The following is a 26,244-nucleotide window of genomic DNA, read 5'->3' as shown; positions in this document are numbered from 1 at the left end:
TAAGTGGATTTATTTGAGAAACTACGTAACAACTTAGGCCCTATCGGTTCGCCAGCACGGGAGTTCAATGGCCACCATTATTTCGCCTTTCCAAAACTTGAAGGCGAACTCGGTCCCCACATGCGGTTTCGTGGTAAAGAAGTACTGAACTGGAGCCTGAATAATTACCTGGGTCTGGGTAATCACCCCGAAATCCGGAAGGCTGATGCTGAGGCATCTGCCCAATGGGGATTGGCGTATCCAATGGGTGCCCGGATGATGTCGGGCAACAGCGACCTGCACGAGCAGTTCGAAAAAGAACTGGCTGAGTTTGTCGGTAAAGAAGATTCCTTCCTGTTGAACTACGGGTATCAAGGGGTTATGTCGGCCATTGAAGCTGTCGTTGACCACCGCGATGTAATCGTTTATGACGCCGAGTGCCATGCCTGTTTGATTGACGGCATCCGTTTGCACAAAGCGAAGATGGGCGAATACTACAAATTCAACCACAACGACATGGAAAGTCTGGAGAAGAACCTCCAGCGGGCTACCAAAAAAGCCGCCGAGAAAAACGGCAGCATCCTGGTTATTACCGAGGGCGTTTTTGGTATGTCGGGTAAAGTGGGTAGTCTGGATAAAATCGTTGCCCTGAAAGAGAAGTATGAGTTCCGGCTGTTAGTCGACGACGCTCACGGTTTCGGCACCATGGGTGCCACTGGTGCCGGTGTTGGCGAAATGCTGGGCTGCCAGGATGGGATCGACCTGTACTTCTCGACTTTTGCCAAGTCGATGGCCGCCATTGGGGCGTTTATTGCCGGCGACCATGACATCATCATGTACCTCAAGTATAACATGCGGTCGCAGACGTACGCTAAGGCGCTGCCCATGCCGTATGTAGTTGGTGGCCTGAAGCGGCTCGACATGATTCGGAACTCATCCGAGTTCCGGGACAAGCTCTGGGAGAACGTTCGTGCCCTGCAAAATGGCTTGCGGGAGCGTGGCTTCGACATTGGCGACACGCAGTCGCCGGTAACGCCAGTGTTGCTGCAAAACCTAACGGGTGGTATTCCAGAAGTGACCGCGCTCATTCGCGACCTTCGTGAAAACCGGGGTATCTTCTGCTCCATTGTGGTGTATCCCGTTGTGCCCAAAGAGATCGTTATGTTGCGTATCATTCCAACGGCAGCGCACACGCTCGAAGACGTTCAAATTACGCTCGAAGCGTTCTCGGCTGTAGCTGAAAAGCTGGCAAATGGCGACTACAAGCAAAAAACGACCCAAATAGCGTCAGAAACGATAGAAGTATCGGCTGAAGCAGCCGCTGAGTAGGCTTTTTGCAGAAAAGTTGCATTTTTTGGCTATTTTTTTGTCTTGCCTATTGCGCTGTATGAGAGAATGACTAAATTTCGGCAGAAAACCGCGTTTTTAGCGGAATTTGGGCATTTTTCATACACTTAAACCCATACAAATCGCTATGGCACGCTTCGATGAAGTAAAGAATTTGGTTATGTCGCTTGAAAGTGATTTCGAGAAATTTTACGAAAAAAATAACCAGGCTGCCGGAACTCGCGTTCGTAAAGGAATGCAAGATTTGAAGACGTTAGCACAGGAGATTCGTTCTGAAGTTCAGAATGCAAAGAACGGTGCAGCGTAAGTAACAGGTCTTTTCGGACCGCTAAAGAAAACTCCCCCACATGGAAAAATGTACCAGGTGGGGGAGTTTTTGTGTATAGTCCTACAGGTTGCCCGAGAGTCTGTTCGGGTCTTCAGTTCGTCACCCGATCTTCTCGCGGTGCATCAGGGTAGCCACTCCCTTTGTCGTAACTTTTCCGGTCTGCTTGTCCCGGATCTCGCCAAGGATTTGCGCCGTGTGCTTAGCGGAATCAATTGACTGGACTGTAAACGTAGCTTCATAGTCGGTGTCGACGAACATGGGCCGTAAAAACTCAAGCGTTTGACCCAGGTAAACAGAGCCATAACCAGGAAACTCGGTACCGAGTACCTTGGTGAACACACTAGCGCCCAGCATACCATGAATAATGGGGCGTTTAAACGGCGTCTGTGCGGCAAAGTCGGCATCGAGGTGAAGCGGATTCGTGTCGCCTGTTACGCGGGCGAAGTCGGCTACCTCAGCCTGCGAAAACCGGAAGGAATAGCTATGGCTAGCGTTAAGGCCAAATTCAGAAGTCATATCGAAAGATGAATGATAAATAATGAAAAGTAATGCCGCGAAAGTCGGTAAAGTTCGGGATGTTTCACTAAATCATTCATCACTGATTCGTCAGCCCGGTTATCATTCGTAATTCTCTAGTACCTTCGTAGCGAATTATGCTGAGAAATCTATTTTCGCTCGATACAGCGACAGCGAAGCGCGTACTCGGGTTAGATGTTATGCGGGCCGTTGCGATCCTGATTGTTGTGGATGCCCACGCAACCATTGCCCTTAAGGACTATTATAACGGAGCGTTCTGGCACCACCTGCTGCCCGATGGTGTCGAGCTGTTTTTCGTGCTGAGTGGTTTTTTGATTGGCGGTATCCTGATTCGATCCTACGAAAAAAAACAAACCTTCGACCGGCAACTGCTGCTCAATTTCTGGACGCGCCGGTGGTTTCGTACCCTGCCAAACTATTATCTGGTTCTAACCGGACTCATCGTTTTGGCGCTCGTAAGGGCGTGGCGGAGCGGCTTGCCGAATGCACTCCCTGATACCGGGATACTGGTCAGGTATTACCTGTTTCTGCAAAACTTTGCCCACTATATACCTGATTTTTTTCCCGAAACCTGGAGTCTGGCCATTGAAGAATGGTCGTATATAACGCTGCCACTGGTACTCTGGGGCATGCATCGTCTGCTGACCGGGCATTGGTCACGACAAAGAATCGTTCTGATAACCGTCCTGCTCATTATTATTGGCACCAACCTGTACCGGTTTATATCAGCGCTGCAGATTCCGGTTTCGGAGGGTGAACTCGGGTACCGGGGTATTGTGATGACCCGCCTGGATGCCATTTCGTACGGGGTGCTGGCTGCCTACGTTAAGAACTACTTTCCCGATAGCTGGCAAAATCAGGCGCTGCGTACCCGGTTACTGGTTGTGGGACTTTGCCTTACAGTGCTGGCTGCTTTTACGTCGTCTATCGTTATTCTGTCGTTCTACAATAATGTTGGCCTGTTTCCGGCCTATACTTTCTATAAACGTACATTCTACTTTCCGGTAATTGGTCTGAGTATGGCGTTGCTGATGCCCTATATGGACGGCTGGCGAACCGCTCCGGCAAGCTGGGTAAAGTTTGGTGTTGCCCGCGCCATTACCCATATCAGTCTGATCTCTTACTCCATGTATCTGCTCAATCTAACGCCAATCATGTCGACAGTGGTTGATCGTATACCCACTACATCGCTTACAATGGGTTGGGCAAAAGTGGGGCTCTTTTGGGGGCTGGTACTGATGCTGTCTACGTTGCTCTACAAGTTTTTTGAGAAGCCGGTTACCGAACTTCGCGAACGCCTGTCGGCCAAGGAGCCAACACAACTGATTAACGAACGGGTAGACGGATAGCGGACAAACGCTGAACTTGTTCACTAAAAAAGGTGCCCGAATGTTCGGGCACCTTTTTTAGTGGTGAGACAGGATAGCAGACGTTAGTTTATGGCAACCAAGCGGTTGGGTGTGGTGGGCTGATTTGTCGAAAGGACCACATTTTGCGTCGTCGTTTCGGCCCCATTGCTAATTTCTACCGTGTATGTGCCGTCTTCCAGATCACTCAGGTTCAAGCTCAGGCGGCAGCCTTTATCACGTTTGCCTAGGTATTGGGCGTATAATACTTTACCGGTTGTATCCTTCAGACGAATATCGACGCGACCATTCGTTTCTTTATCCAGGGCGATGTTCAGCTTGCCCGATGCCGTTGTGTAAATACCTGTTTTATAGGTGGCCACTTTCGACGGACGACCAATTGGGTTTGTTGCCGTAGCATTGGCAAAAGAATAAACCGACGTAACAACGGCTAAAGAGAAAGCTAAAGCGAGGGATTTGATGAGCGTTTTCATGGTCTTTATGTTTTTATGTTTTGAGTTAAAAGCGAGTCGGGTTATTCCCGATTGGTGAAACAAAGATATAGGCTATGGTTGGTACTATGTAATGCAAACTACTGGAACGGTTATTCGCATGGATGAGTGGACTAAAATCGTTTTGCCTGAGCGAATGGTCGTTAGGAATGCGCCGAATTAGGCCGCAATTTTGTCGGGCTTTAGGTCGAAGCCGATGTTTACACGCTTATTATTGCCCTGATTTCATGGAATCGTATCACAGTCCAGCTATCTTTTCTTCATTTCCTGCGCTGATTGCTGCCGAGAGTACCCGGCATGGGGGCGTTAGTCCAGTTCCCTTTTCATCGCTCAATCTGGGAATAAATACGGCCGATGAGGCTGCTAACGTTGATGAGAACCGTCGGCGTTTCTTTTCGGCCATTGGTGCTGATTCATTCCAGTTTGCGTCGTCACATCAGGTGCATGGTACAGCTGTTTTACAGGCAACGGAACCGGGTCGTTTTGACGGCTATGATGCTTTGATTACCAACCGGCCAAATCTGCTCATTGGAGTAACTGTCGCCGACTGCGTACCGATTCTGATCTTTGACCAATCCCATCGGGCGGTTGCGGCTATTCATGCGGGCTGGCGGGGAACGGTGGGCGGGATTGTTACCAAAACGGTGCAGGCTATGCAGACTCAGTTTGGTACCCAGCCTAAAGAATGCTACTGTTATATAGGAACGTGCATTGACGAGTGTGCTTTTGAGGTTGGGCCCGAAGTAGCCGAGCAGTTTTCAACCGCCTTCAGGCGCGATAATATCACTACCGGGAAAAGTTATATCGATTTGAAAGCCGCTAACGCACGATTGCTGACCGATATGGGTATTCCTGAACATCAGATAAGTATTTCCCCCTTCTCGACAGTGCTAAATAACGATCAATATTTTTCTTACCGCGCAGAAAATGGAGAAACTGGACGAATGTTAGCTATTATTGGTATAAAACAATAAACAATACTGCGTTGAGCCAAGTTATGTATCTGTTTTTATCACATTATTCGTACTCAACACTCAAACGTCATGGGAATCTTAGTATCAATTCTGGTAGGTGCAGTAGCTGGATGGCTGGCTGATCTTGTTTTCAAACGGTTTTCGTTTTCACTCTTCGCCGAAATCTTACTGGGTATTGCCGGTGGATTTGTAGGTGGCTGGATTTTTGGCCGGGATGGCGGTATTGTTGACCAAATTCTGACGGCTTTTGTTGGAGCTGTTGTTATTCTTGGTATTGCAGCCTTAATCAAAGGTTCACGTCGTACGGTATAAGTCCCGACCGGGATTTCAACCAGATTTGATCGATTCTTCAAGATTGCTCATGGCTACCTATTTGCTATCCCATTCCCGAAGATCAGGTCAACTTAATGTAGAGCAGCCTTTATAGTATTGGTTAATTCCAAAAACAGTATAGTAAAACAAATCCCCGTCTGCCTGGCAGATGGGGATTTGTTTTATAACGTTAATGCGGCCAGGCTTGCTTCAGCATTGGGATGTGTTTGACAGCATTAATCCTGAAAAGCACTTGAATATGGCTGGAATCCCGGTCCTTATTTAAGAATCTGCCTCGAAATGACCAGTTTCTGGATTTCGCTGGTTCCCTCGCCAATGGTACACAACTTCGCATCGCGGTAAAACTTCTCAACGGGATAATCTTTTGTATACCCGTAACCCCCAAAAATCTGGACGGCTTCGTTCGCCACGCTAACGGCTGTCTCAGAGGCAAACAGTTTCGCCATGGCCGATTCTTTCGTGACCGATTCTCCGGCATCTTTCAGCGCGGCTGCCTGATAAGTCAGAAGCTTAGCAGCTTCTATAGCGGTAGCCATGTCGGCCAGCTTAAAGCTTATGCCCTGGAAGTTTGCGATTGGCTGTCCAAATTGCTCGCGCTCTTTAGCGTAGGCCACGGCGGCATCATAGGCGCCATAAGCAATGCCAAGGCTTAATGCTGCAATAGAAATACGGCCTCCATCGAGCACTTTGAGGGATTGTACAAAACCATCTCCAACCGCGCCAAGCCGCTGGCGGTCAGAAATGCGGCAGTCTTGAAAAAGCATTTCCGCTGTTTCTGATGCCCTCATGCCGAGTTTATCTTCTTTCCGTCCTCCCAAAAAGCCGGGCGTGCCCCGTTCTACAATAAAGGCCGTGGCATTGTGTGGCGTATTGGGTTCGCCGGTACGGGCAATCACAACGGCTACCTGGCCGCTCTTGCCGTGGGTAATAAAGTTCTTAGCCCCATTCAAGACCCAATCGTCGCCGTCGCGCTGAGCGGTCGTTCGCATATTACCCGCGTCGGAGCCGGTGTTCGGTTCTGTAAGGCCCCAGGCGCCCAGCCACTCGCCCGACGCCAGCCGTGGCAAATAGGTATCTTTCTGGGTTTCATCGCCGAACAGCAAAATATGATTTGTACAAAGCGAATTATGGGCCGCCATCGATAAGCCGATGGAACCGTCAACCCGAGAAAGCTCAACGATAGCCGTTACGTATTCCTGATAACCTAGCCCTGCCCCACCATAATAATCCGGAACGAGCATACCCATCAACCCCTGTTCGCCCAGCTCCCGGAACAGTTCTGAGGGAAAGTATTGACTATCATCCCATTGGCGAATGTTGGGAAGTATGAACCGTTCACTAAATTTTCGGACTGATTGGGCAATTAATTCTTTGTTTTCTACAATTTCATTCGTCATAAAATCAGGTATCTTTAGTTGTTGATTGGGGAGAAAGTTAAGAAATTTCTGGGATAAGTACAAGTTTAGTTATTGGGTTCACGTAGTTGGTTTTATTTAGAATGAAAGCGCGTTTAATAAGTTTTTAGTTAAGTGATTTTATTTTTTGTTAACTGAATGTATTTCTAAAGTTTATTTTATTATCTTCGCAGTGTGTAATTACAAATCTATTTTATCACAGATTGCCATAGGATAGTAGTTTGGCTGGAAGCAGCTTTTTATTTAGTGGGCCTAGGAGATTATTAAAAAACTCCTATTTTTGTACCGTTGATTATCTTAAAAGTGTAGTATAAATAGTCAATTTTAATTTTTATTTTAATATATAATATATGAAACTAGCTGTTGTTGGAACCGGATACGTAGGACTTGTAACGGGTACGTGCTTTGCCGAAACGGGAAATCAGGTTACCTGTGTAGACATCGATGAGCGCAAAGTAGGAAAACTTAATAATGGGATTGTTCCTATTTATGAACCAGGTCTGGAGACGTTGTTTCATCGGAATGTTGAAGAAGGCCGTCTGACGTTCACCACCAATCTGGAAGAAGGAATCAAGGGAGCTGAAGTTATCTTTTTGGCCCTGCCAACTCCTCCGGGTGAAGATGGCTCCGCTGATTTGAAATACATTTTGAAAGTAGCCAGTGACCTCGGCCCAATCCTGAGCCAGTACGCTGTTATTGTTGATAAAAGTACAGTACCTGTAGGCACAGCCGAAAAAGTACACGCGCACATTGCGGACAACGCTAAAGTGGATTTCGACGTGGTGTCGAACCCTGAGTTCCTGCGTGAAGGGGTTGCTGTAGAAGACTTCATGAAGCCTGACCGGGTGGTTATTGGCACGAAGTCGGATCGGGCGAAAGCGGTCATGAACCGGCTGTATGCACCGCTGGTGCGGCAGGGGAACCCGGTCATCTTTATGGATGAGCGTTCAGCAGAAATGACCAAGTATGCCGCTAACGCGTTCCTGGCCACGAAAATTACGTTCATGAACGAAATTGCCAACCTGTGTGAGCGGGCAGGCGCCAACGTAGACGATATTCGTCGGGGTATTGGAACCGATAGCCGGATTGGAAAGCGATTCCTGTTTGCCGGTATTGGTTACGGCGGCAGCTGCTTCCCGAAAGATGTACAGGCACTGGCGAAAACAGCCCAGGATTTTGACTACGATTTCAAAGTGCTGAAATCTGTAATGGAAGTCAACTACGAGCAGAAAACAAAGCTCATGCCGTTGATCCTGAAACACTTTGATGGCGACCTGAAAGGAAAGACGATTGCAATCTGGGGGCTGGCTTTCAAACCTTATACGGACGATATTCGCGAAGCTCCGGCTCTGGACAACATTAAGGCGTTGATCGAGGCAGGTGCCAAAGTGACGGTATATGATCCGGAAGCCATGGACAATGTACGGGAGCAGATCGGTAATGCCGTAACTTATGCGCATACGCAGTATGCCGCTCTTGACGATGCCGATGCGCTGGTGGTTATTACCGAATGGCCGTTGTTCCGCACACCTGATTTCGATAAAATGAATCTTTTATTGAAAAATAAAGTAATTTTCGACGGTCGTAATGTATATGAGCTTGATCAAATGATTGAACAGAATTATACATACTACTCAATAGGCCGTGAGCCAATTATGGCCCCCGTTGAGCAAAAAGTTTAAATGCAATTAAACACTTAGACATGGAAGCGCAGTAGTGTGCAGGTTATAGCAATCTGCATACGCTGCGTTTCTGTGCCTGTTAGCCGTCGAAACAACTTATGAAACGTGTTTTAATCACCGGAGGAGCCGGCTTTTTGGGGTCGCATCTTTGCGACCGATTTATTAAGGAAGGTTACCATGTTATTGCCATGGATAATCTTATTACGGGCGATATGCGAAACATCGAGCACTTGTTTCACCTGCCCAATTTTGAATTCTATCATCACGATGTGTCCAAATTTATCCACGTTCCGGGTGAGTTGGATTACATTCTGCATTTTGCCTCACCTGCCAGTCCGATCGACTACCTGAAAATTCCGATTCAAACCCTGAAGGTTGGGTCGTTGGGTATTCACAACTGCCTTGGTCTGGCCCGTGTAAAAGGGGCTCGGGTATTAATTGCATCAACGTCCGAAGTATATGGCGACCCGAGTGTTCATCCACAGCCCGAAGAATATTGGGGTAATGTAAACCCGGTAGGTCCGCGTGGTGTATACGACGAAGCCAAGCGATTCCAAGAAGCCATTACGATGGCTTATCATACTTATCATGGTCTGGAAACGCGTATCGTCCGGATTTTTAATACATATGGCCCGCGTATGCGCCTGAATGACGGCCGGGTATTGCCCGCATTTATCGGCCAGGCTCTGCGGGGTGAAGATCTGACGGTTTTCGGCGATGGCAGCCAAACCCGTTCGTTCTGCTATGTCGATGATCTGGTAGAAGGCATTTATCGGTTGCTGCTCAGCGACTATGCCTATCCGGTCAACATCGGCAACCCATCGGAAATCACCATTAAGGAATTTGGTGAGGAAATCATCAAACTCACGGGTACCAAGCAAAAATTGATTCTTAAAGATTTACCTGTCGACGATCCCAAACAACGCCAGCCCGATATTACGAAGGCAAAGGCGATTCTGGACTGGGAGCCGAAAGTGTCGCGGGAAGAGGGCCTTCGGATCACGTACGATTACTTTAAAAGTTTGCCCGAAGAAGAATTGTACACAGCAGCTTATCATCGCGAGTTTGTAAAAAATTAAAGAACCGGTTCTCATTTGGGAAAACGGTTGTAGCTTTACTTTGCTGTAACTGCCTTAGGTGGTTACCTTTAGCTGTCTACTAAAAACCTGCACACGGTATTGTATGCAGGTTTTTTGTTGTCGTACAGCCATGTAGTGCCGGGTGTCCCGCCTGGTGTTACAATCGGTCTTTGAAACTTTCGTAGCCAAAGGTCTTGACTACCTCAAAGGATTCATCCTCTTTCCAGACGCCAATTGCGGGCAGGTTTACGCCGTTGAACGTGGTGGTTTTTACCATTGTGTAATGAATCATATCGTCGAACACAACGGTATCGCCCACTTCAAGCGGTTTGTCGAATGAATAATCGCCCATGAAATCACCAGCCAGGCACGTCATGCCACCGAGCCTGTATGTAGGCTTTCCGGCAACGGGTTCGTGGTAGGAATGGATGATTCGCGGCTTGTAAGGCATTTCAAGCGTGTCGGGCATGTGGGCTGCGAAAGACGTATCCAGAATAGCGACATCAATGCCCTGGCTGTTGAACACATCGAGTACGGTCGAAACCAGAACGCCCGTTTGCCAGGCAATGGCCGAGCCCGGCTCCAGAATTATATCAACATTGTATTTTTGCCGAAAAGCCGTCAGCAGCCCAATCAGGTGATTGGTGTCGTAACCTTCGCGGGTCATCAGGTGGCCACCGCCAAAATTGACCCATTTGGCCTGGTGCAGCAGCTTGTCGAATCGGCTTTCAAGGGATTCCAGTGTGCGTTCGAGGGTAAACGAATCGTTCTCGCAGAGCGTATGAAAGTGAATGCCTTCCAGACCTTCGGGCAGTTGATCGGGCAGTTGATCGCGGGTGGCGCCAAGCCGCGAACCGGGCACACAGGGATTATACATATCCGTAGCTACTTCCGAATACTGCGGATTTACCCGGATACCGCACGAAACGGGCTTACCGGCTACCCGGTCTTTGAACCGTTCCCATTGGCTCCACGAATTAAACGTTAAGTGGCTGCTTCGACTAACAACTTCATCGAACGTATTGTCCTGATAAGCCGGTATGTAGGTATGCGCCTGCACACCCATGTATTCATTTACAAGTTTAATTTCGTTGAGTGAACTGGCCGTAGCTCCACTCAGATATTGGCGAACCAGCGGAAAGGCCGAGTACATCGAGAACCCCTTCAGGGCCAGAATGATAGTTACACCGGCCGCCCGTTGTACTGAATCGATCAGTTCAAGGTTTCGGCGGAGTTTGGCCTCCTCAAGCACGAAGCAGGGCGACGGAATAACGGGTTCGGCATTGCCGTTTAGATGTTGAAGCAAAGTCGTATTCATGCCGCAAAGGTACGGTCTTTCAAACCGCTCCCCAACTTTGCCGGGTTGGTGATTTTCGCGGAGGCCTGTGTTTTAGCCCATAGCGCTATCCGGATAATTTAGTTTGGTGGAAAACGAACGGGGAGGTTGTACTTCACCGATATGGCTTTTCCCGATTGCCAGGCGGGCTTCCAGCGAGGCATTTGGCTGACAACGCGTAATGCCTCTTCATCACAGCCATACCCAATATCTTTTAGAAGTTTAATGGCTGTTACATTTCCCGTTGTATCAATCAGATAGGATACAAGCACAAAGCCTTTAGCCTTGGCCTGCGCTGCCGCTGCCGGGTAACGGACGTTTTCCTTTAAATAGGCGCTCAGCGTACCGAAACCTCCCGGAAATTCGGGCTGGGTTTGTGGATTCAACGCTACGGGTGGATTTGAGTCAACCTCTATTCTGCTCATCTTATTTTTCGCACGGGCTCAGGTAGGCCAAAACGAATGGGCAGGTTGTACTTGACCCGTAACGGCTGGCCGTCCTGGCTTCCCGGCAACCAGTTGGGCATTGTTCTGACAAGACGGACGGCTTCCTCATCGCAGCCATAGCCCAGACCCTGCAAAACCGTGATGGCGGTACGGGAGCCATCTCGTTCAACAATGAACGATAGGTAAACGGTCCCTTTTATGCCCGCCTTTTGTGCTTCGGTCGGGTAGGTCGTATTCGTTTTAATGAAAGTGCTTAAGGCACTCATTCCACCCGGAAATTCAGGTTGTTTCTCTACAATGGTAAATACGGTAGGGTCGTTAAGCTTTGGAGGGCTTTGGGCAACGCTAAACGTTGTCATTACTATACACCCGACGCTCATGCCAAGGCGGATGAGCGTCGGTAAGTAGCTGGTGCGGGAGGGAGATATCATGGCTGGCAGGTGTTTTTGTAGTCACTGGATGCAAGACATCTTGATTTTCCACACCGCCATCATTCGAGCGTGAACGAGATGGGTAAATTATATTTTACCCGAACAGCGCGACCGGCCTGTTTGCCCGGCCGCCAGTTGGGCATCTTACGCATAACCCGCAGAGCCTCTTCATCGCAGCCAAAACCAATTCCTTTCAGTACGTGCAGGTCGGTCAGGCTACCGTCTGTATTGACCACAAAACTGACATAGACCCGGCCCGACACACCCGCCGAAGCCGCCGATCGGGGGTAGTTGAGGTTCTTGCCCAGAAACGACCGTAAAGCATCCATACCACCGGGGTATTCCGGCTGCTGCTCAACGGTAATAAACGGGGCCTCCGTCTTCGTCTCCGTTTCCAGGGCTTTCTCGACCACCGTGGGAGCCGAGGCTTCGGGAGCTGCAATAATGTCAATTTCGCCGGTACCCTCGGCCGTTTGTGTGCCGGAAGTAGCGTCCTTCAACTCGTCTGTGGTGGGCGGCAACGTCTCTTCCACCACATCGGCCTCAGGCATGACAACGGGTGGCAGATTCCGTACGGTGTTAACGGCTGGAGCGGTTTCTGCGGGGGGATGACGATGGGTTTTTCCGCGGGTGGTTCCGCCAGTTTTGTCAGCGTCACTTCGCTCATGGACTGATTTGTCGTAGTGGATTCGTGCGGCCATAAACGGGCGAAGAGGGCAGGTGCTGCCAGGGCACTCAAAAACAGACCGACACCCAGCCCTAATGCGCGGCTGAGTGTCGGTCTGTATCGGTTACGAAGGTCAAAAGCGCCATAGGCGCGGTTGCGGGCCTGGAAAATGATATCGTCGTAAGTTAACACGACGGTTTCGGAAGCGGTAGAAGGATACATGGCGTTGCTGATTTAGTTTGTATCAGCTGGATGGTTTCACCCGCCAAATTCCACACAAGGCTACAAGCTATCATATTTCTTGACCAGGGTAATCGCGTCATTGTCTGTCTTGAAATACAGATTTTCCTGCTTCACGAAGGCCTTTAATTCTTCTTTGCGGTCGCCGAGGGCATCGATGATCGATTTGTCGGAAAGCTTGACTTTGGTTAGCGTCTGGTCCGGTTTGAGCAGGTAATAGGAGTAGGTATCCCGGAAAGCGTCGTAGCGAACATCATTGGCGTAAGGATTTTTGTAATCTGCCGGTTTGAATGATTTCGATATCCGTTTGAGCAGGGTATTTTTTCCTTCATAAAGCACCAGGAAATACCCGTCTTTCAACGCCTGATCATTTGTTACAGCGGTTGGCCATCGCTTGAAAACATAGGTTTGTCCCTCGTTATTTTTTAGAACAAATCGTTTTACCTGACTGGCATCGACAATGATCGAGTCATTACCAGCCCAAGTCCGCAGGAGAATTAACTGTTGTTGATAGGCATTGAATTTAATTGGAACATTGGTGTAATTCTGACCGGCGGTCATCTCGATTTGGCCTTTGTTCCACTCCGGTAAAAAATAAGGCGTTCCCCGAAGTCCCTCATAACGGTGATCGATGGTGTTGACCATACCATTGGGTCCTGTTCCAACAATCTGGCCTGTCGACTGGTAGGTTTCGAATCCGTTACGCCGGTCGTTTGGATTAACCTGTTGAGTAGGCTTTGTTTTGGTCGAATCGCGTGTTTGTGCGTAGGTAATCGTCAGGGAAAAAATCGCCAGTGTTGTCAGAAATAGTGTTTTCATAAGAAGATAGGTTCGTGGATATTATTGATTGCGTAAATAACGAAAAATCCCGCCATCTGACATAAGCGGGATTCTCGTTTTAACAAATTATAATACGTTTAAACTTCGGGATATTCGTGCGGGAGCGGCACATTCACGCGCTCCTGAACGGGAAGACCCTGCTTGTTCATCTGCTCGATAAATGGATCGGGGTCGAGTTCTTCACAGTTCCAGACGCCGGGTTTCATCCAGACGCCGGTCAGCATGAGCATAGCGCCAATCATGGCCGGAACGCCCGTGGTATAGCTCACAGCCTGGCCGCGCACTTCACGATACGTTTCGGCGTGGTCGCAGTTGTTCCAGATGTAGCAGGTAACATCTTCGCCATCTTTCACACCTTTAATCTGACAGCCGATGCTGGTTTGCCCCGTGTAATTCTCGCCCAGCGAATCGGGAGCGGGCAATACGGCTTTCAGAAATTCGAGGGGAACAACGTCCATACCCTGAAATTTTACCTTATCGATGCGCGTCATGCCCACATTCTGAAGTACTTCAAGGTGGGTCAGGTAGGCTTGTCCAAAAGTCATCCAGAAACGCGCCCGCTTTAGTGTCGGAAAGTTTTTAACCAGCGATTCCAGTTCTTCGTGGTACAGCACATACGACTCCCGCTCGCCAATTTCGGGGTAGGCGATGGGCTTGTGAATACTCATGGCCGGTATTTCGACCCACTCGCCGTTTTCCCAGTAGCGACCGGGCTGGGTGATTTCGCGAATGTTGATTTCCGGGTTGAAGTTAGTGGCGAATGCCTTGCCATGGTTGCCCGCGTTGCAGTCGATGATGTCCAGGTAGTCCATCCGGTCGAAGTAGTGTTTGTTGGCGTACGCGGTGAACACCTGCGTCGCGCCCGGATCGAAACCGCAGCCGAGCAGCGCCATCAATCCCGCCTGTTCAAAGCGTTCTTTATAAGCCCACTGCCAGCTGTATTCAAACTTGGCTACATCTTTAGGTTCGTAGTTTGCCGTGTCCATGTAGTGTACACCGGCCTCCAGGCAGGCATCCATGATGGGAAGATCCTGGTAGGGGAGGGCCACATTGATGACCAGTACAGGCTTGAACGACCGAATCAGCTCAACCATTTCGGAGACCACATCGGCATCAACCTGAGCCGTCTGGATGCTTACGCCGTGCATTTCCTGAATTTCGGCCGCAATACGGTCGCACTTTGATTTGGTGCGACTGGCCAGCATAATCGTTGTGAAGACATCGCTGTTCATGGCGCATTTGTGCGCAACAACGCTGCCAACTCCACCGGCTCCAATAATGAGCACGTTTGCCATCTATCTGAATGATTAGTTTGTGTATTCTTTCGGGCGCAAAGATAACGAAAGTGGCTAACCCAATTTGTTTGTGATTTGTGAACTTACTGGGATGGGCTACTTTCCCGTTGGATAGGATAATATTTCGGTTAATTAACTGCTTGATTATGAAACAACATATTTAGTATATTTGTTAAGTAGAGAATCAGATAACTCCCTAACTAAACGTGCTATGAAATTCGTATCTTCTTCTAACTCGCTCGACTCTTTTGAACTCGCAATTCTAGGGTACGGCAATGCTACAAACAGTTGGCGTGATCGTAATCGGCTCCAGTGCCGCCTGTCGACTTTCTGGCGTCAGAAGGCAGATACGCAATCGGCACCGTTGCAGACCTGGGAGGTAAAACGGATTCTGACAGGACTCCGCTCGCTCTGGAACAAAGCCACGACGCACGTAGCGATTCGGTTCTCCGAGCCGGGACTGAGCATGGATGCGAAAGCCTTGTCGGATGATAATTACCGTCTTCGAATCCAGCTGGGGCACGGTTTAACCCCATCCTGGCATTCGTATCCTGATTTTCCGGTCGAGATGGACATTGTGCTGAGCCGGACTCAGTTGAAGGAAGCCATACAGGAGTTGTCGGGACAGGTAGAAACCTACCCCGAACGATAGTATCCCGATAAATAAAACAAAAAGCCAGCGGGTTGATCTACTTGTACAAGTAGATCAACCCGCTGGCTTTTTCGTGACAGGATACGCTAATTTCCGGGTTCTACCTCTTCCTGATCGTCCAGTGCCTGGTAGATCATCAGGCTGAATTTGTTGTCGAGTTCACTGCCATAGCTTGTGCCCCACATCTGTTTCATCAGAACAGCGCAGATTTTCTCTTTAGGATCGGCAAAGTAATCGGTGCTGAACGCGCCACCCCAGGAGAAGGTGCCAACACTGCTTAGATCCTGCGTATGTCCCTTCTCGTTCGTGACGGCGAAGCCCAGGCTAAAGTAGCCGTGCGGATCGGGAAAAAGGGTGCCGGTCTGGTTCGAGTTGGTAAACAGTTCAACGCCCTTCCGGCTGAGGAAACGCTTGCCGTTGTACACCCCGTTGTTCAGCAGCATTTGCAGGAAGATGGCGTAGTCATAGGCCGTACTCGACAAGCCGCCACCGCCCGAAAAATAAGCTTTTGCCCCCACAATCGGGTAATCAGGATCGGTTGGAAGGCTCTTCAGGGTGGCCGTTTTGACCAGCTTTTTATCTTTATCTTCCGAATACAGGGCTACTAATCGATCTCGTTTCGAATCAGGCAAATAGAAATAGGTGTCTTTCATACCCAGCGGCTCAAAAATGCGCTTCTGAAAGAACTGGTCCAGCGGCATCCCCGACACGACCTCTACCAAAGCGCCCAACACATCAATACTGAGGCCATAGGTCCATTTTTCGCCCGGCTGGTGATTGAGCGGGAGCTTCGCCAACTTCCTGACGGCATCGCCAATTTTTATATTCTGGGTGGTGAAAGCATCCACAATGCCCGCTTTGGTATAAATGGCACGCATGTGCGGATCGCTGGCGATGACGTTGTAATTGAGACCCGACATATGTGTGAGCAAATGCCGGATAGTAATTTCCCGTTTGGCCGGAATGGTCGTGTAGGTGCTGTCTTTATCGTTGAACTTATCGAGCACGACTGGTTTAGCAAACTCTGGAATGTATTTGCTGATGGGATCGTCGAGCATGACCTTGCCTTCCTCATGAAGCATCATGACGGCCAGCGACGTAATGGCTTTGGTCATGGAGGCAATCCGGTAGATGGCATCTTTCGCCAGCGGTTTGTTATTGTCCAGATCGGACGTGCCGAACGCTTTATGATAAACGATTTTACCGTTTCGCACCACAATAGCCGTCACACCGGGAAACGCTTTCTTATCGATGTAGGACTGAATGAGCCCATCGATGCGGTTGAGCCGTTCCGACGAGAAGCCAACTGTTTCGGGGTTGGCAGCGGCCAGTAACGGAGGAACCTGTTTGGTGCCTGTTTGCGCAAATAACGAAACTGTGGTGAGAGCAAACAGAAGTATCGTCGCTCTGAATGTAGGCTTGAACATCATGTAGCTAAAGGTTTAAGAGTAAGGAGTTTATTGGTCGTAAATAACGCAAATTCTTTACTCAGTTATCCACATCTTTCACTACTGGTCTGGTATCATTCTGCCGTTTTTCGTAGGGGATACTAAAGGCACTCAAGTTAGGGGCGTTTTTTCGCTTGCGTGTCAGCTCGTATTGATAAATCGTTTGCCCTAGCTGGTACAGGAACGGGTGCCCAATACTTTCGTACTCATATTTGTCGTCGTTCAGAATACCGTCGCTGTTGGCGTAAAGTGTGGCGGTCAGCATGTATTCGATCTTGTTGGTGAAGTCAACGACGTACGAAGCATCCGTCAGGAACCCGTAGGCCCAACCCACTTTGTTGAATACCCGTACCCCTTTGGGCAACTGATGATGCAGACTGTCCATAAAAAAGAACTTTACGTAGGTGTCGTAATACTGCTTGGCGTCGTATTTGGGGTAATTGGTTTCGCCCGGAAGCTGGGATAAGTATTGCTGCAGAAACCGGTAATCGTCGGGGGTTAAGTTGAACCGCTGTCGGGCCGGAACGGAGCGCGGAAACAGGGCCGATTGCAGTACCTGCTGAAAGCTTTCCAACGGAAATTTGTTGCGTTCGGTGAAGTTAAACGGTTCATGAATCAGGCTGTCTTTCGCGTAATACCCTTTGCCAAGCCTGGCCGTTCTCGAAAAATCGAACGGGTCCGGGTTGTAGGCGGCCGGTTGGCTGTAAATCAGTTTTCCCGATTCATCAATAAATCGAATGGCGTTGGTATGCCGGTTTTCTTCGGCTGTCATCCGCACAAACCGGTGCGTAATGCGCGTATCCAGATACCCCTTGGCGTGTAATGCCCGGTTGATGCCCGCCTGCCCGACAAACTCATACATCCGGCTATAGGGGTCATTCTCACTCACCAGAAAGGCTTTTTTTATGAGATGGGCGATGGACGGAAACCCATTTTGCGCCGTCTTGTCCCTCCACTCTTTGGTCTGACCGCTGTACGAACTGTCGAACTGCATGGCCGTAAACTTCGTCAGCTTCGGGTTTCTGAGGTTGTTCACCTTTTCCAGCGATAGCAGGGCCAGTGGCAGCTTTACCGTCGAGGCCGGATTGAAATATTCGGTGCTGTCAACACGGAAATAGTAATTCGTGAAGGAAGGTGTATTATTTCTATCCCGGTCAATCTTCGTATAAATGATTTGCAGCCGGTAGTCGTCCGGGTGCTGCATGACTTTCCGGAAAACGGGATGCTGGTTTGTAGCGAGCAGGTCTTTCAGGAAAGTGTCGGTCCGCGGCTGGGCGAAGGTGACTGTTGAGAGCAACAGCAGGAAACCCGATAAATGGTTGGCGAATGGGTGCATGGCAGTGAGTAGGTACCAGACAGCATCCTGCTGTCTGGTACAAAAAACTATAAAACCAATTGTTCAAACAGCTTCGTTAGGGTTTCGCCCGCGTCCGTGCACAGACCGGGGTGGACGGGCGACGACTGAACGATGGTGCTGCGCGTGGCGGTGAGCCAGCGAAAACGCTCGGCTATACCAAGTTGGCCAATGGTGCCACCTTCCCGGCGACCCGCGCAAATTTTCTCGAATGCCTGAATCCGTTCGCGGACTTCATCAAGATCCAGCTCTGCCGATAGAGCCCGCAGCCGGGTCTCGTTTACCGTATAGAGTGTTTTCAGGAATCCCAGCGAGCGGCAATAGACGATGACGCCTACGTTTATAAACTCTTCCCGTTCAACGCGCGGCATGACGCGGATGACGGCATACTCAAACAAGTGCATTTCGGGCTTCGATTGCTGCGTTGACAAAAATTTCTGATGAAGCCAGTCGGGCCTCTAAAAAACGGGCGTATACCTGACGCTGCTCCTCCGTCGACTCAGCGGTGGATGGGTTCATCAGCCAATCATCCGGAATCAACGCCACGATGTTTCGGATAAGGTCAGGCGTCAGCAGGGTGCGGTACTCAGCATTGACGGTCGCCAGTTCTGACGCGCGGGGCAGCAGTACATGGTCTTTCACCTGTACAAACGGCCGCTGGCTCTGGGCTTCCCAATTGTCCCAGTTATGATGGAAATACAGGGCTGCGCCGTGGTCAATCAGCCATAATTCCTTATGCCAGATGAGCATGTTGGTGTTGCGGGCGGTGCGGTCGACGTTCGTGACGAAGCAATCCAGCCACACGATCTGCGAAGCCAGTTTCGCATCGACCGTGTTCACGATGGCATCGAAGGTAATGGAGCCCGACAGGTAATGAAGGGCCAGGTTCAACCCCTCACTGGCGCGGAGAAGGTCCTGTATTTCTTCGTCGGGCTCGGTACGACCAAAGGCTTCATCGAGGGTCGCGAACACAATTTCGGGAATACGCAGACCGAGTGCTCGGGCAATTTCGCCCGCCACCAGTTCGGCAATGAGGGCTTTGGTCCCTTGACCAGCCCCGCGAAACTTGAGTACGTACAGAAAATCGTCGTCGGCTTCGACCAGGGCGGGCAACGAGCCACCTTCTCGCAGGGGCTTGGCGTAGCGCGTTACGTTGACGGTTCGGAGTTCAGGTTGATGAGTAGGCACAATACGTTGTTGCAAAAATGATTGGAGCGTGTAAAATGTAGAATGAATAATGAACGATGATGAGACATCACTAATCTTCATTGTCCATTATTTATTTTACATTATTCACCCCCTTGAGGATCGATGTTCGATAGCCTAAATGTATGGTCCATTCGGTACTTTTACTACTTTCGGCACAAATCCCCATCCTACCCAATACCTTCTGATGAACAAAATAGCCTGCTTCGGTCTGTTGCTTTTGCTCCTGACCGCGCCCGACTCAAGGGCCCAGCATTGGTACAAGGGCAACCTTCACACGCACTCGCTCTGGAGCGACGGCGACGACTACCCCGAAATGATCATGGACTGGTACAAGGCCAATGGCTACCAGTTCGTTGGCTTGTCTGATCACAATATCTTACAAGACGTTGATAAATGGGTGAACGTACCCCGCCAGCCGGATCGACGCCGGACGTTTGATCGGTACCTGCGTACCTTCGGGCCGGACTGGGTGACGTATCGTAAAGGGCAAAACGACTCGCTGAGTGTCCGGCTCAAAAAACTGGATGAGTATCGTAGTTATTTTGAAGAATCCGGGAAGTTCCTGATCCTGAAAAGTGAAGAAGTCTCGACCGGTTACCAGGGCAAGCCCATTCACATGAACGTCACCAACGTGAAGAACCTGATTCGGCCGTTGCCCGGCAACAGCGTGGCGGAGGTGATGCAGAACAACATCGACATGGTGGTGGCGCAACGGCGGCTAACGGGCCAGCCTATGTTTCCGCACATCAACCACCCTAATTTTTACTACGCCATCAAGGCCGAAGACCTCATGCAACTCCGGTACGAACGCTTCTTTGAGGTCTTCAACGGGCATCATCTGGTCAATAATTACGGCGATAGCACCCACGAAGGTACCGAGGCCATGTGGGATAAAATAAACCTGCATTTTCTGCAACAGGCCCGGCCGCTGATGTACGGTCTGGGTACCGACGATAGCCACAATTATTACTTTTTCGGGCCTGAGTTCAGCAATTCGGGTCGGAGCTGGGTCATGGTCGATGCGCCCGAATTGACTCCAAAGTCGTTGGTTGAAGCCATGGAAGCCGGGCGATTTTATGCTACCTCGGGCGTTACGCTCAACCAGTTGCCACAAGCAGGGAACAAGCTGCTGGTGCGGGTGAAAGCGGAGCCGGACGTAACGTATAAAATTCAGTTTTTCGGCGTTCGGAAAGGGGCAACACAGGCTGAACTACTCCGTGAAGTGGCCGATACAGCCGCCACCTATGAACTGACTAATGATGTGTTGTTGCTTCGGGCGAAGATCATTTCCAGTAAGCCCAAATTCAATCCGTTCATGCCGGGGGATGTGGAAACGGCCTGGACGCAGCCCATCGCTCAGCCAATTGTGCCGCAACCGCTTGCCGGCGTCATGCCACTACCTAATGCACATGCGCATAATGATTATCAGCAATCCCGCCCGCTTTGGGATGCGCTGGACAATGGCTTTACCAGTATTGAGGCCGATGTTCATTTGATTGACGATACCCTGTATGTAGCGCACGACACGCCGACTATCAAAAATCCGGAAGCTACCCTCGAACGCCTGTATCTTAAACTCCTTATTGAACGAATCCGTCAGAATGGCGGCCGGGTGTTTCCCGATTATTCGGGACCTTTTTATTTGATGATCGACGCTAAAACGGGCGCCGACAGCACTTTTCAGGCCCTGACGAAGCTGCTGCAGCGGTATCGTTCGTTAGTGGCTACCGGAGGTAAGGGTAAATTGCCGGTAGTGACAATCGTACTGTCAGGCAATCGGTCTGTTGAGGCCATTGCTAAAGCCAAAGGGAGTTTGGTAACGATAGACGGGCGCCCCGGTGATCTGGGTAAACGATATGCACAGACGCTGATGCCGTATATCAGCGATAAGTATCAAAACCAACTGAGCTGGCGCGGCAAGGGCGATATATCTGCGGAAGAGTTTCGGAAGCTGCGCCAGTTGGTTGATAAGGTACATGCCGAAGGGAAAAAGCTGCGGTTCTGGGCAAGTCCCGAAGATCCACTGGTTTGGGCAAAACTCCGCGAAGCAGGTGTCGATTTTATCAGTACAGACCAGCAAGTGCTTGTGCGGGATTTTCTGCTGAAGACGCCTGGTGATAGATAGCCGGACTATTTTATTAAGTTTACTTTCCGTCGTGCCATACAACCTCCCCTACATGAAAATCAGCCTGATTACCTGTCTATTGCTTACGACCTTGTTACTCAACATCACCGCCAGTGCCCAAAGGGGTTCATCAAGTTCAATTGGACCCGACGTCGATAAGCTCTTTGCCCGCCTACCCGACTTTAGTGGCGTGGTGCTCATAGCCGAAGGGGGCAAACCCGTTTACGAAAAAGCATTCGGTTACAAACGATTCGAAACGAAATCGCCACTGACGACATCGTCCATCTTTGAATTGGCATCAGTATCTAAGCAGTTTACGGCCATGACCATTCTGATGCTGAAGCAGGCGGGTAAATTGAATTACGACGATCGGATTGATAAATACATTTCGGGCTTGCCGTATCCCGGTATTACCATCCGGCATTTGCTCAACCACACATCGGGTCTGCCGGATTATCAGGACGTAATGGATAAACACTGGGACAAAAGCAAAGTCGCCAATAACGCCGATAATATCGCGTATCTGATCAAGTATCACCCTGCCAGACTATTTGAGCCGGGAGCAAAATACACCTACAGCAATACGGGTTATATGCTGCTGGCGAGTATTGCCGAACGGGCATCGGGACAGGATTTTATCAGCTTCTGCCGAACGCATATTTTCAACCCTCTGGGCATGACGCATACGGATATCCGGACGCGTGAAGCAAAGCTGAAACTACCCGATGTGGCCTGGGGACATATCTACGTGCCGGACAAAAAACGCTATGTTCAGGCCGATTCCTTTCCAGAATTTAATTACGCCATCTGGTTGGGTGATCGCAAAGGTCCCGGTCGCATCAGCTCCACCGCCGACGATTTGTTAAAGTGGGACCGTGCGTTGTATTCCGATCAACTGGTTAGTCAGCAAACACTAAGAGACGCCTTTACGCCCGCCAAACTCAATGATGGTTCGCTGTCGCAGTATGGGTTTGGGTGGGAATTATCGCAGAGCCCTACACTTGGGCGGATCGTGTGGCACGACGGCGACAACCCAGGCTATAAAACCCAGATTGTCCGCTATATCGATGCCGATAAGACGATTATTGTGCTTTGCAACAACGCCCATGAAAAGAAGGCCGACATTGTCAACGCAATACAGGCGCTGATCGAGAAATAAGGAAAGGGGAGGTTTAACCCTATAAGCCGACCCCGGTCATTCTATGTCCATTCGTTTGATTTTGCCCTCCTCAATCGTGTATACATGTTTGACCATGCCATCTGTCAGGATATTCCCCTGCTTGTCATGAATCAACTGATGAACGATCACTTCCATGTGCCCGGCAGATCTCTCATGAAGCGAAATAGGCGTTACTTCAGGGTCAATTTCCTGCCATTGCCGCGTCCAGTACGCACGCACTTCATCCTGTCCGTGTACATAACCACCTTCCCAGCCGTTAGGCCACTGTACATCCGGGTGCATGAGGGCGAGCACACCATCAATATCCCGGTTGTTGAAGGCATGATAGGCTCGATTGATTAAATCCTGATAGTCCATCGTTTTGATAACAGGGTATGCGTTGTGGTTGAATTTTGCTTATCAAAAGAAGTGGATCTTTTATGAATCAGGCGTCAGTATACATTGAGACTTTATCGGATATACCTGAGACCAGCCTGTTTATAACCATTAATGGACACCTTGGCGTGGTTAGTTGTCCACGACAAAGTATCCATTAATAGTTTTTTCTGTTGACTTAGGTAAGTGTACAGCTCGCGCTAGACCGTTAGTTTCCCTTCAATGGAGTCGTCCAGCGTTTTGCCCATAATGGCACCGGCAACTGTTTTAACAAATGCCACCGCATCACCATGTTTATTATCCCAGTAGTAAGCTTCCTGCGTATCAACTTTAATGACCGTAATTCGGGGATCATCTACGCCTTCCGTGAACCATGCTTTTAAAATTGGCTCCCAAAGTTCGTGGATAAGTGCCTTGTCGGTCGAAATGGTAGCCTCGCCATAAATACTCAGGAAATCGGAATAGTCTGACCCCTGAAACAGGAGTTGTACTTTGTTATCGGCCTGGATACTCGCATTCTTGTGGCTGTCATTAGCGCTAAGAAACCATAAATTGCCCCTTTCGTCGACTTTTTGTACCGCCATGGGTCTTGTTTGCAGCGGCTCACCGGTTTTGATTTTTGTGCAGAAAAAGCATGTACTGCTTTTGTCGACCAGCTCTTTAATTTTCTTTCCGGCTTCGCTGCCGATCAGGTCCTGGTGGTTTTTTTCAGGTTGCTGCTGATTAATACTATCCATACCGATTGAGTTAACGGGTAAATTGTTGATCTATGTTTAACAACATGATCGGTCAAACCGCTTTTCATACACTATAAAAAGTACATTTCCTTAGTGTATGGTTTTAACGGCCATCTTCATGACGCTTTACGCGGAAACAATACAATCGCGTGCCATATGCCTATTTGCGTGATGGCCCGGAAAATGTGGTAAAATCGGACGTTTTTGTGAATGGTGAGCGGATGCAACCTGTTCTGGAAAACGATGATCAGCTAGCTTGGCTAATCGTACAATAAAATGCCCGGGCAGAAGAAAGTCCAGCGAAGAAACGCAGACGGCGCTTCTAAATGGGTTCAAGGTTACTCCAGACTGATCTTCCGGCTGGGTTGCCGGCTATGGAAGTACATCAGCGTGAGGATAATGACATACGCGGCTACGTTGAAAAGATCATGATGGTCGATGTAGTGGCTCTCGGGCCAGTTTTTATCCAGAGCAAACAGGAGTAAAGCAATCCGGCAGCAGTTGACAAACCAGATCAGCGCGATCCCTCCCAGGAGCCAGGCTGACTTTTTTTGCCAGGTGCCGGAATTTGCAATGACATAAGCGGTCCAAAAGCTGGATACACCAAGCCCTAAGCACTCAAAGGAAATGATTACCGAAGCCCCGGAGGCCGTTCGGATTAGTTGAGGTGGGTCTACGAAGGTAAGCAAACCAGCCAGGCGGGTAAGCAGGTGAGCCGTATACAGAATTGACTGCTGAAACCAGCTGATATAATTCAGGTAATGATCCAGAACATAACTGTACTGGTTTAGGGGATCGGTAAGTCCCCAGTAAACTATGTTGAAGTAGTAAAGCGAAGTGAAAACTAAAATGAGTTTGACCACATAGCCTACATCCACATAGTTAAGCAAACGATCATTCATGACTGGATTAGTTAAGCTGTAAAATAAGATGTGTAGCCGATTTGGAAACTGATTTCCAAAACCGGCTACACAACTCGTTTAATTCGGGTAAGTCCCGCTTACGCACTACAAGAACTAACTCTTTTTTGTCCGGTTAACGCATGGAGCGGGCTTCTTTCCGTTTTTGATGAGCCTTTTTCAAACCGACAGCAGCTCCGGCAGCCAGTAAGATACTTAAGCCACCATCCAGCGGTGCATTTACCGGCCGACGATTAGGCTCACTCACTTGAGCATTCGTAGGTAAGCTAGCAAAAGAGCCAATCAAAAGCCCTAGCAGCATGACATATGGTTTTTTCATACAGGTAACTGGTTGTAATTAAAAAAAAGCACCAAATGACCAACTTATTTCAACAAGCTAAATCATAAGTTATCAGCCTGATAAATGTTGGTTGCAATACTTAAAACTAGAATGAATTTATATGACTAACAAGAAAATCTGACTGACTGACAAGGAGTTGTAGGATTCGTTCACTAACTAGTAGTTGATAATATCAGCTAAGTAGATTAGAAAAAGTTTATCAAATCTCGTTATGGTTTATAAATATGATGTGCTTCTGGTAAATAGGTATGTATAGAGAGGAATAGTGTGTTGATTTTGGCTTTTTTGTTAAAAATAGTGTAACCGGAAGATTTTGTAAAAAAATTATTGAATAGCCAATATTTAGCTTTACTAATGATTATATAAGCAAGAAAATCTATATAAGTATATTTGTTTGTCTATATTTCATACGTAATGATAGAGTAAATGGTTTTTACTGTGTGTTTGAACGCATTGGAAGGGCTTATACCAGCCAGCGAGTTTGCGTGTAGGCATCATTCCAGAAATACCATTCCAGTCGGCTTGATACCCGAAAAGCTTCCCGCATGCTAGCCCGCTCCTGATTGCCCGCTGTTTCGGCGTATGCATCCGTCAGGGCCAGCATCTGATTCACCGACTGGTCGAAGGCGTCGCCCGCGTAGGTGTCGATCCAGCTTCGGTAGGGATTTTCCTGAATGGCCCGCTCGTAGATGTGTTTGCCCACCTGCCGGTAAATCCAGAAGCAGGGTAGCACAGCAGCCGCGCCAACGGCGATTGGTTGAGAGGAGGTCGTTGCCAGTAAATAATTTGTGTAGGCAAAACAGGCAGGCATCTTCTCCATTCCGGGCTGTATGTCGTAGAGCGCAAAATAGGTCTCGTGCAGTGCGCGCTCAACGAGAATGGCATTCTGCGCAAATTGGGTAAAGGTCAGCATATCATCTGGCGTGGTAGCCCGCGCGGCCAGTTGATTCAACGCTCGGCTAAAATCCGTCAGGTAGAGCGCGTCCTGCTGGATGTAGTACTGAAACGTGGGCGAGGGCAAGTTACCCGCCATTAATTCATTTACGAAGCCGTGTTCGAGTATGGATGTATAGATAGGACTGATGTCCTGCCAGAGCTGGTCGGTGAAGGTCATGGG

27 protein-coding genes and 1 pseudogene are annotated in these 26,244 nt (G+C 49.2%); 10 read left to right on the top strand and 18 right to left on the bottom strand.

The genetic code is table 11. The features are described 5' to 3' along the window. Positions 1-3 precede the first annotated feature (3 nt). Together ACYVJM_RS08755 and ACYVJM_RS08750 are read left to right on the top strand one after the other, a co-directional pair. Positions 4-1,308 carry an aminotransferase class I/II-fold pyridoxal phosphate-dependent enzyme gene (locus ACYVJM_RS08755; RefSeq protein ID WP_461147843.1) on the top strand — a complete coding sequence of 435 codons (1,305 nt, stop codon included), beginning with the start codon at positions 4-6 and terminating at the stop codon, positions 1,306-1,308. A 145-nt stretch (positions 1,309-1,453) separates the two neighbouring features. Next, a complete protein-coding gene (locus tag ACYVJM_RS08750) occupies positions 1,454-1,633 on the top strand; it encodes a histone H1 (protein WP_097128479.1) in 180 nt (59 codons plus the stop codon). A 120-nt stretch (positions 1,634-1,753) separates the two neighbouring features. Here the strand turns inward: ACYVJM_RS08750 and ACYVJM_RS08745 are convergent, their stop codons facing one another. Beyond that, positions 1,754-2,170 carry a MaoC family dehydratase gene (locus ACYVJM_RS08745; RefSeq protein ID WP_461147842.1) on the bottom strand — a complete coding sequence of 139 codons (417 nt, stop codon included), beginning with the start codon at positions 2,168-2,170 and terminating at the stop codon, positions 1,754-1,756. A 137-nt stretch (positions 2,171-2,307) separates the two neighbouring features. Between ACYVJM_RS08745 and ACYVJM_RS08740 the strand changes: the two genes are divergently transcribed. Beyond that, positions 2,308-3,540: an acyltransferase family protein gene (locus tag ACYVJM_RS08740; RefSeq protein ID WP_461147841.1), complete on the top strand. Its 1,233-nt coding sequence runs from the start codon at positions 2,308-2,310 to the stop codon at positions 3,538-3,540. Between the two features lie 83 nt (positions 3,541-3,623). Here ACYVJM_RS08740 and ACYVJM_RS08735 read toward each other — a convergent pair whose 3' ends face one another. Next, positions 3,624-4,031: a T9SS type A sorting domain-containing protein gene (locus ACYVJM_RS08735; protein ID WP_461147840.1), complete on the bottom strand. Its 408-nt coding sequence runs from the start codon at positions 4,029-4,031 to the stop codon at positions 3,624-3,626. A 245-nt stretch (positions 4,032-4,276) separates the two neighbouring features. Between ACYVJM_RS08735 and pgeF the strand changes: the two genes are divergently transcribed. Continuing rightward, entirely contained in the window at positions 4,277-5,023 is a 747-nt protein-coding gene (gene pgeF, locus ACYVJM_RS08730) for a peptidoglycan editing factor PgeF (RefSeq protein ID WP_461147839.1), read from the top strand. Positions 5,024-5,092: 69 nt separating this feature from the next. Next, on the top strand, positions 5,093-5,335 hold the full coding sequence (locus ACYVJM_RS08725) for a GlsB/YeaQ/YmgE family stress response membrane protein (protein WP_461147838.1): 243 nt from the start codon (positions 5,093-5,095) through the stop codon (positions 5,333-5,335). 278 nt (positions 5,336-5,613) lie between these two features. Here ACYVJM_RS08725 and ACYVJM_RS08720 read toward each other — a convergent pair whose 3' ends face one another. Continuing rightward, positions 5,614-6,753 carry an acyl-CoA dehydrogenase family protein gene (locus ACYVJM_RS08720; RefSeq protein ID WP_461147837.1) on the bottom strand — a complete coding sequence of 380 codons (1,140 nt, stop codon included), beginning with the start codon at positions 6,751-6,753 and terminating at the stop codon, positions 5,614-5,616. 368 nt (positions 6,754-7,121) lie between these two features. Between ACYVJM_RS08720 and ACYVJM_RS08715 the strand changes: the two genes are divergently transcribed. Both ACYVJM_RS08715 and ACYVJM_RS08710 read left to right on the top strand, forming a co-directional pair. Next, positions 7,122-8,453, top strand: coding sequence for a UDP-glucose dehydrogenase family protein (locus ACYVJM_RS08715; protein WP_461147836.1), 1,332 nt, complete (start codon positions 7,122-7,124; stop codon positions 8,451-8,453). A 98-nt stretch (positions 8,454-8,551) separates the two neighbouring features. Then, entirely contained in the window at positions 8,552-9,532 is a 981-nt protein-coding gene (locus ACYVJM_RS08710) for a UDP-glucuronic acid decarboxylase family protein (protein WP_461147835.1), read from the top strand. 157 nt (positions 9,533-9,689) lie between these two features. Here the strand turns inward: ACYVJM_RS08710 and nspC are convergent, their stop codons facing one another. From nspC to ACYVJM_RS08680, 6 genes and pseudogenes are all read right to left on the bottom strand, one after another. Then, positions 9,690-10,850, bottom strand: coding sequence for a carboxynorspermidine decarboxylase (nspC, locus tag ACYVJM_RS08705; RefSeq protein WP_461147834.1), 1,161 nt, complete (start codon positions 10,848-10,850; stop codon positions 9,690-9,692). A 98-nt stretch (positions 10,851-10,948) separates the two neighbouring features. Then, on the bottom strand, positions 10,949-11,293 hold the full coding sequence (locus ACYVJM_RS08700; protein ID WP_461147833.1) for an energy transducer TonB: 345 nt from the start codon (positions 11,291-11,293) through the stop codon (positions 10,949-10,951). Beyond that, entirely contained in the window at positions 11,290-11,745 is a 456-nt protein-coding gene (locus tag ACYVJM_RS08695; RefSeq protein WP_461147832.1) for an energy transducer TonB, read from the bottom strand. The genes ACYVJM_RS08700 and ACYVJM_RS08695 overlap by 4 nt, the downstream gene beginning before the upstream one ends. A gap of 59 nt (positions 11,746-11,804) precedes the next feature. Next, positions 11,805-12,634: pseudogene (locus ACYVJM_RS08690) on the bottom strand (energy transducer TonB). A 60-nt stretch (positions 12,635-12,694) separates the two neighbouring features. Then, positions 12,695-13,471: a hypothetical protein gene (locus ACYVJM_RS08685; protein WP_461147831.1), complete on the bottom strand. Its 777-nt coding sequence runs from the start codon at positions 13,469-13,471 to the stop codon at positions 12,695-12,697. Between the two features lie 98 nt (positions 13,472-13,569). After that, positions 13,570-14,787 (bottom strand): saccharopine dehydrogenase family protein, encoded by a 1,218-nt coding sequence (locus ACYVJM_RS08680; protein WP_461147830.1) that lies wholly within the window; start codon positions 14,785-14,787, stop codon positions 13,570-13,572. Between the two features lie 211 nt (positions 14,788-14,998). On the opposite strand from ACYVJM_RS08680, the gene ACYVJM_RS08675 reads away from it, so the two are divergent. Beyond that, positions 14,999-15,439 carry a WapI family immunity protein gene (locus ACYVJM_RS08675; protein WP_461147829.1) on the top strand — a complete coding sequence of 147 codons (441 nt, stop codon included), beginning with the start codon at positions 14,999-15,001 and terminating at the stop codon, positions 15,437-15,439. Positions 15,440-15,525: 86 nt separating this feature from the next. Here the strand turns inward: ACYVJM_RS08675 and ACYVJM_RS08670 are convergent, their stop codons facing one another. Genes ACYVJM_RS08670 through ACYVJM_RS08655 form a run of 4 tightly spaced genes read right to left on the bottom strand, consistent with a single transcriptional unit; the run spans position 15,526 to position 19,429 of the window. Then, on the bottom strand, positions 15,526-16,869 hold the full coding sequence (locus tag ACYVJM_RS08670; protein ID WP_461147828.1) for a serine hydrolase domain-containing protein: 1,344 nt from the start codon (positions 16,867-16,869) through the stop codon (positions 15,526-15,528). Between the two features lie 58 nt (positions 16,870-16,927). Beyond that, positions 16,928-18,223, bottom strand: a complete 1,296-nt coding sequence (locus tag ACYVJM_RS08665; RefSeq protein WP_461147827.1) for a serine hydrolase — start codon at positions 18,221-18,223, stop codon at positions 16,928-16,930. 47 nt (positions 18,224-18,270) lie between these two features. Beyond that, on the bottom strand, positions 18,271-18,645 hold the full coding sequence (locus ACYVJM_RS08660) for a DUF3037 domain-containing protein (RefSeq protein ID WP_461148634.1): 375 nt from the start codon (positions 18,643-18,645) through the stop codon (positions 18,271-18,273). Next, on the bottom strand, positions 18,632-19,429 hold the full coding sequence (locus ACYVJM_RS08655; RefSeq protein ID WP_461148633.1) for a HipA family kinase: 798 nt from the start codon (positions 19,427-19,429) through the stop codon (positions 18,632-18,634). Before ACYVJM_RS08655 ends, ACYVJM_RS08660 begins: the two co-directional genes overlap by 14 nt. 205 nt (positions 19,430-19,634) lie before the next feature. On the opposite strand from ACYVJM_RS08655, the gene ACYVJM_RS08650 reads away from it, so the two are divergent. Continuing rightward, positions 19,635-21,575 (top strand): histidinol-phosphatase, encoded by a 1,941-nt coding sequence (locus ACYVJM_RS08650; protein WP_461147826.1) that lies wholly within the window; start codon positions 19,635-19,637, stop codon positions 21,573-21,575. 52 nt (positions 21,576-21,627) lie between these two features. Next, positions 21,628-22,734 (top strand): serine hydrolase domain-containing protein, encoded by a 1,107-nt coding sequence (locus tag ACYVJM_RS08645; RefSeq protein WP_461147825.1) that lies wholly within the window; start codon positions 21,628-21,630, stop codon positions 22,732-22,734. Positions 22,735-22,770: 36 nt separating this feature from the next. Here the strand turns inward: ACYVJM_RS08645 and ACYVJM_RS08640 are convergent, their stop codons facing one another. From ACYVJM_RS08640 to tenA, 5 genes are all read right to left on the bottom strand, one after another. Next, a complete protein-coding gene (locus tag ACYVJM_RS08640; protein WP_461147824.1) occupies positions 22,771-23,112 on the bottom strand; it encodes a nuclear transport factor 2 family protein in 342 nt (113 codons plus the stop codon). Positions 23,113-23,330: 218 nt separating this feature from the next. Continuing rightward, complete coding sequence (locus ACYVJM_RS08635; RefSeq protein WP_461147823.1) at positions 23,331-23,867, bottom strand: pyridoxamine 5'-phosphate oxidase family protein; 537 nt, start codon at positions 23,865-23,867, stop codon at positions 23,331-23,333. Between the two features lie 338 nt (positions 23,868-24,205). Then, the gene (locus ACYVJM_RS08630; protein ID WP_461147822.1) at positions 24,206-24,769 is read right to left on the bottom strand and encodes an exosortase/archaeosortase family protein; all 564 of its coding nucleotides are present in this window, start codon (positions 24,767-24,769) and stop codon (positions 24,206-24,208) included. A 133-nt stretch (positions 24,770-24,902) separates the two neighbouring features. Beyond that, positions 24,903-25,106 (bottom strand): PID-CTERM protein-sorting domain-containing protein, encoded by a 204-nt coding sequence (locus ACYVJM_RS08625; RefSeq protein WP_461147821.1) that lies wholly within the window; start codon positions 25,104-25,106, stop codon positions 24,903-24,905. A gap of 484 nt (positions 25,107-25,590) precedes the next feature. After that, positions 25,591-26,241, bottom strand: a complete 651-nt coding sequence (tenA, locus tag ACYVJM_RS08620) for a thiaminase II (protein ID WP_461147820.1) — start codon at positions 26,239-26,241, stop codon at positions 25,591-25,593. Positions 26,242-26,244 lie beyond the last annotated feature (3 nt).

It is taken from the genome of Spirosoma pulveris, from assembly GCF_054781875.1.
The sequence above is the reverse complement of the archived record's forward strand: the minus strand, read 5'-3'. Positions and strand labels throughout refer to the sequence as shown.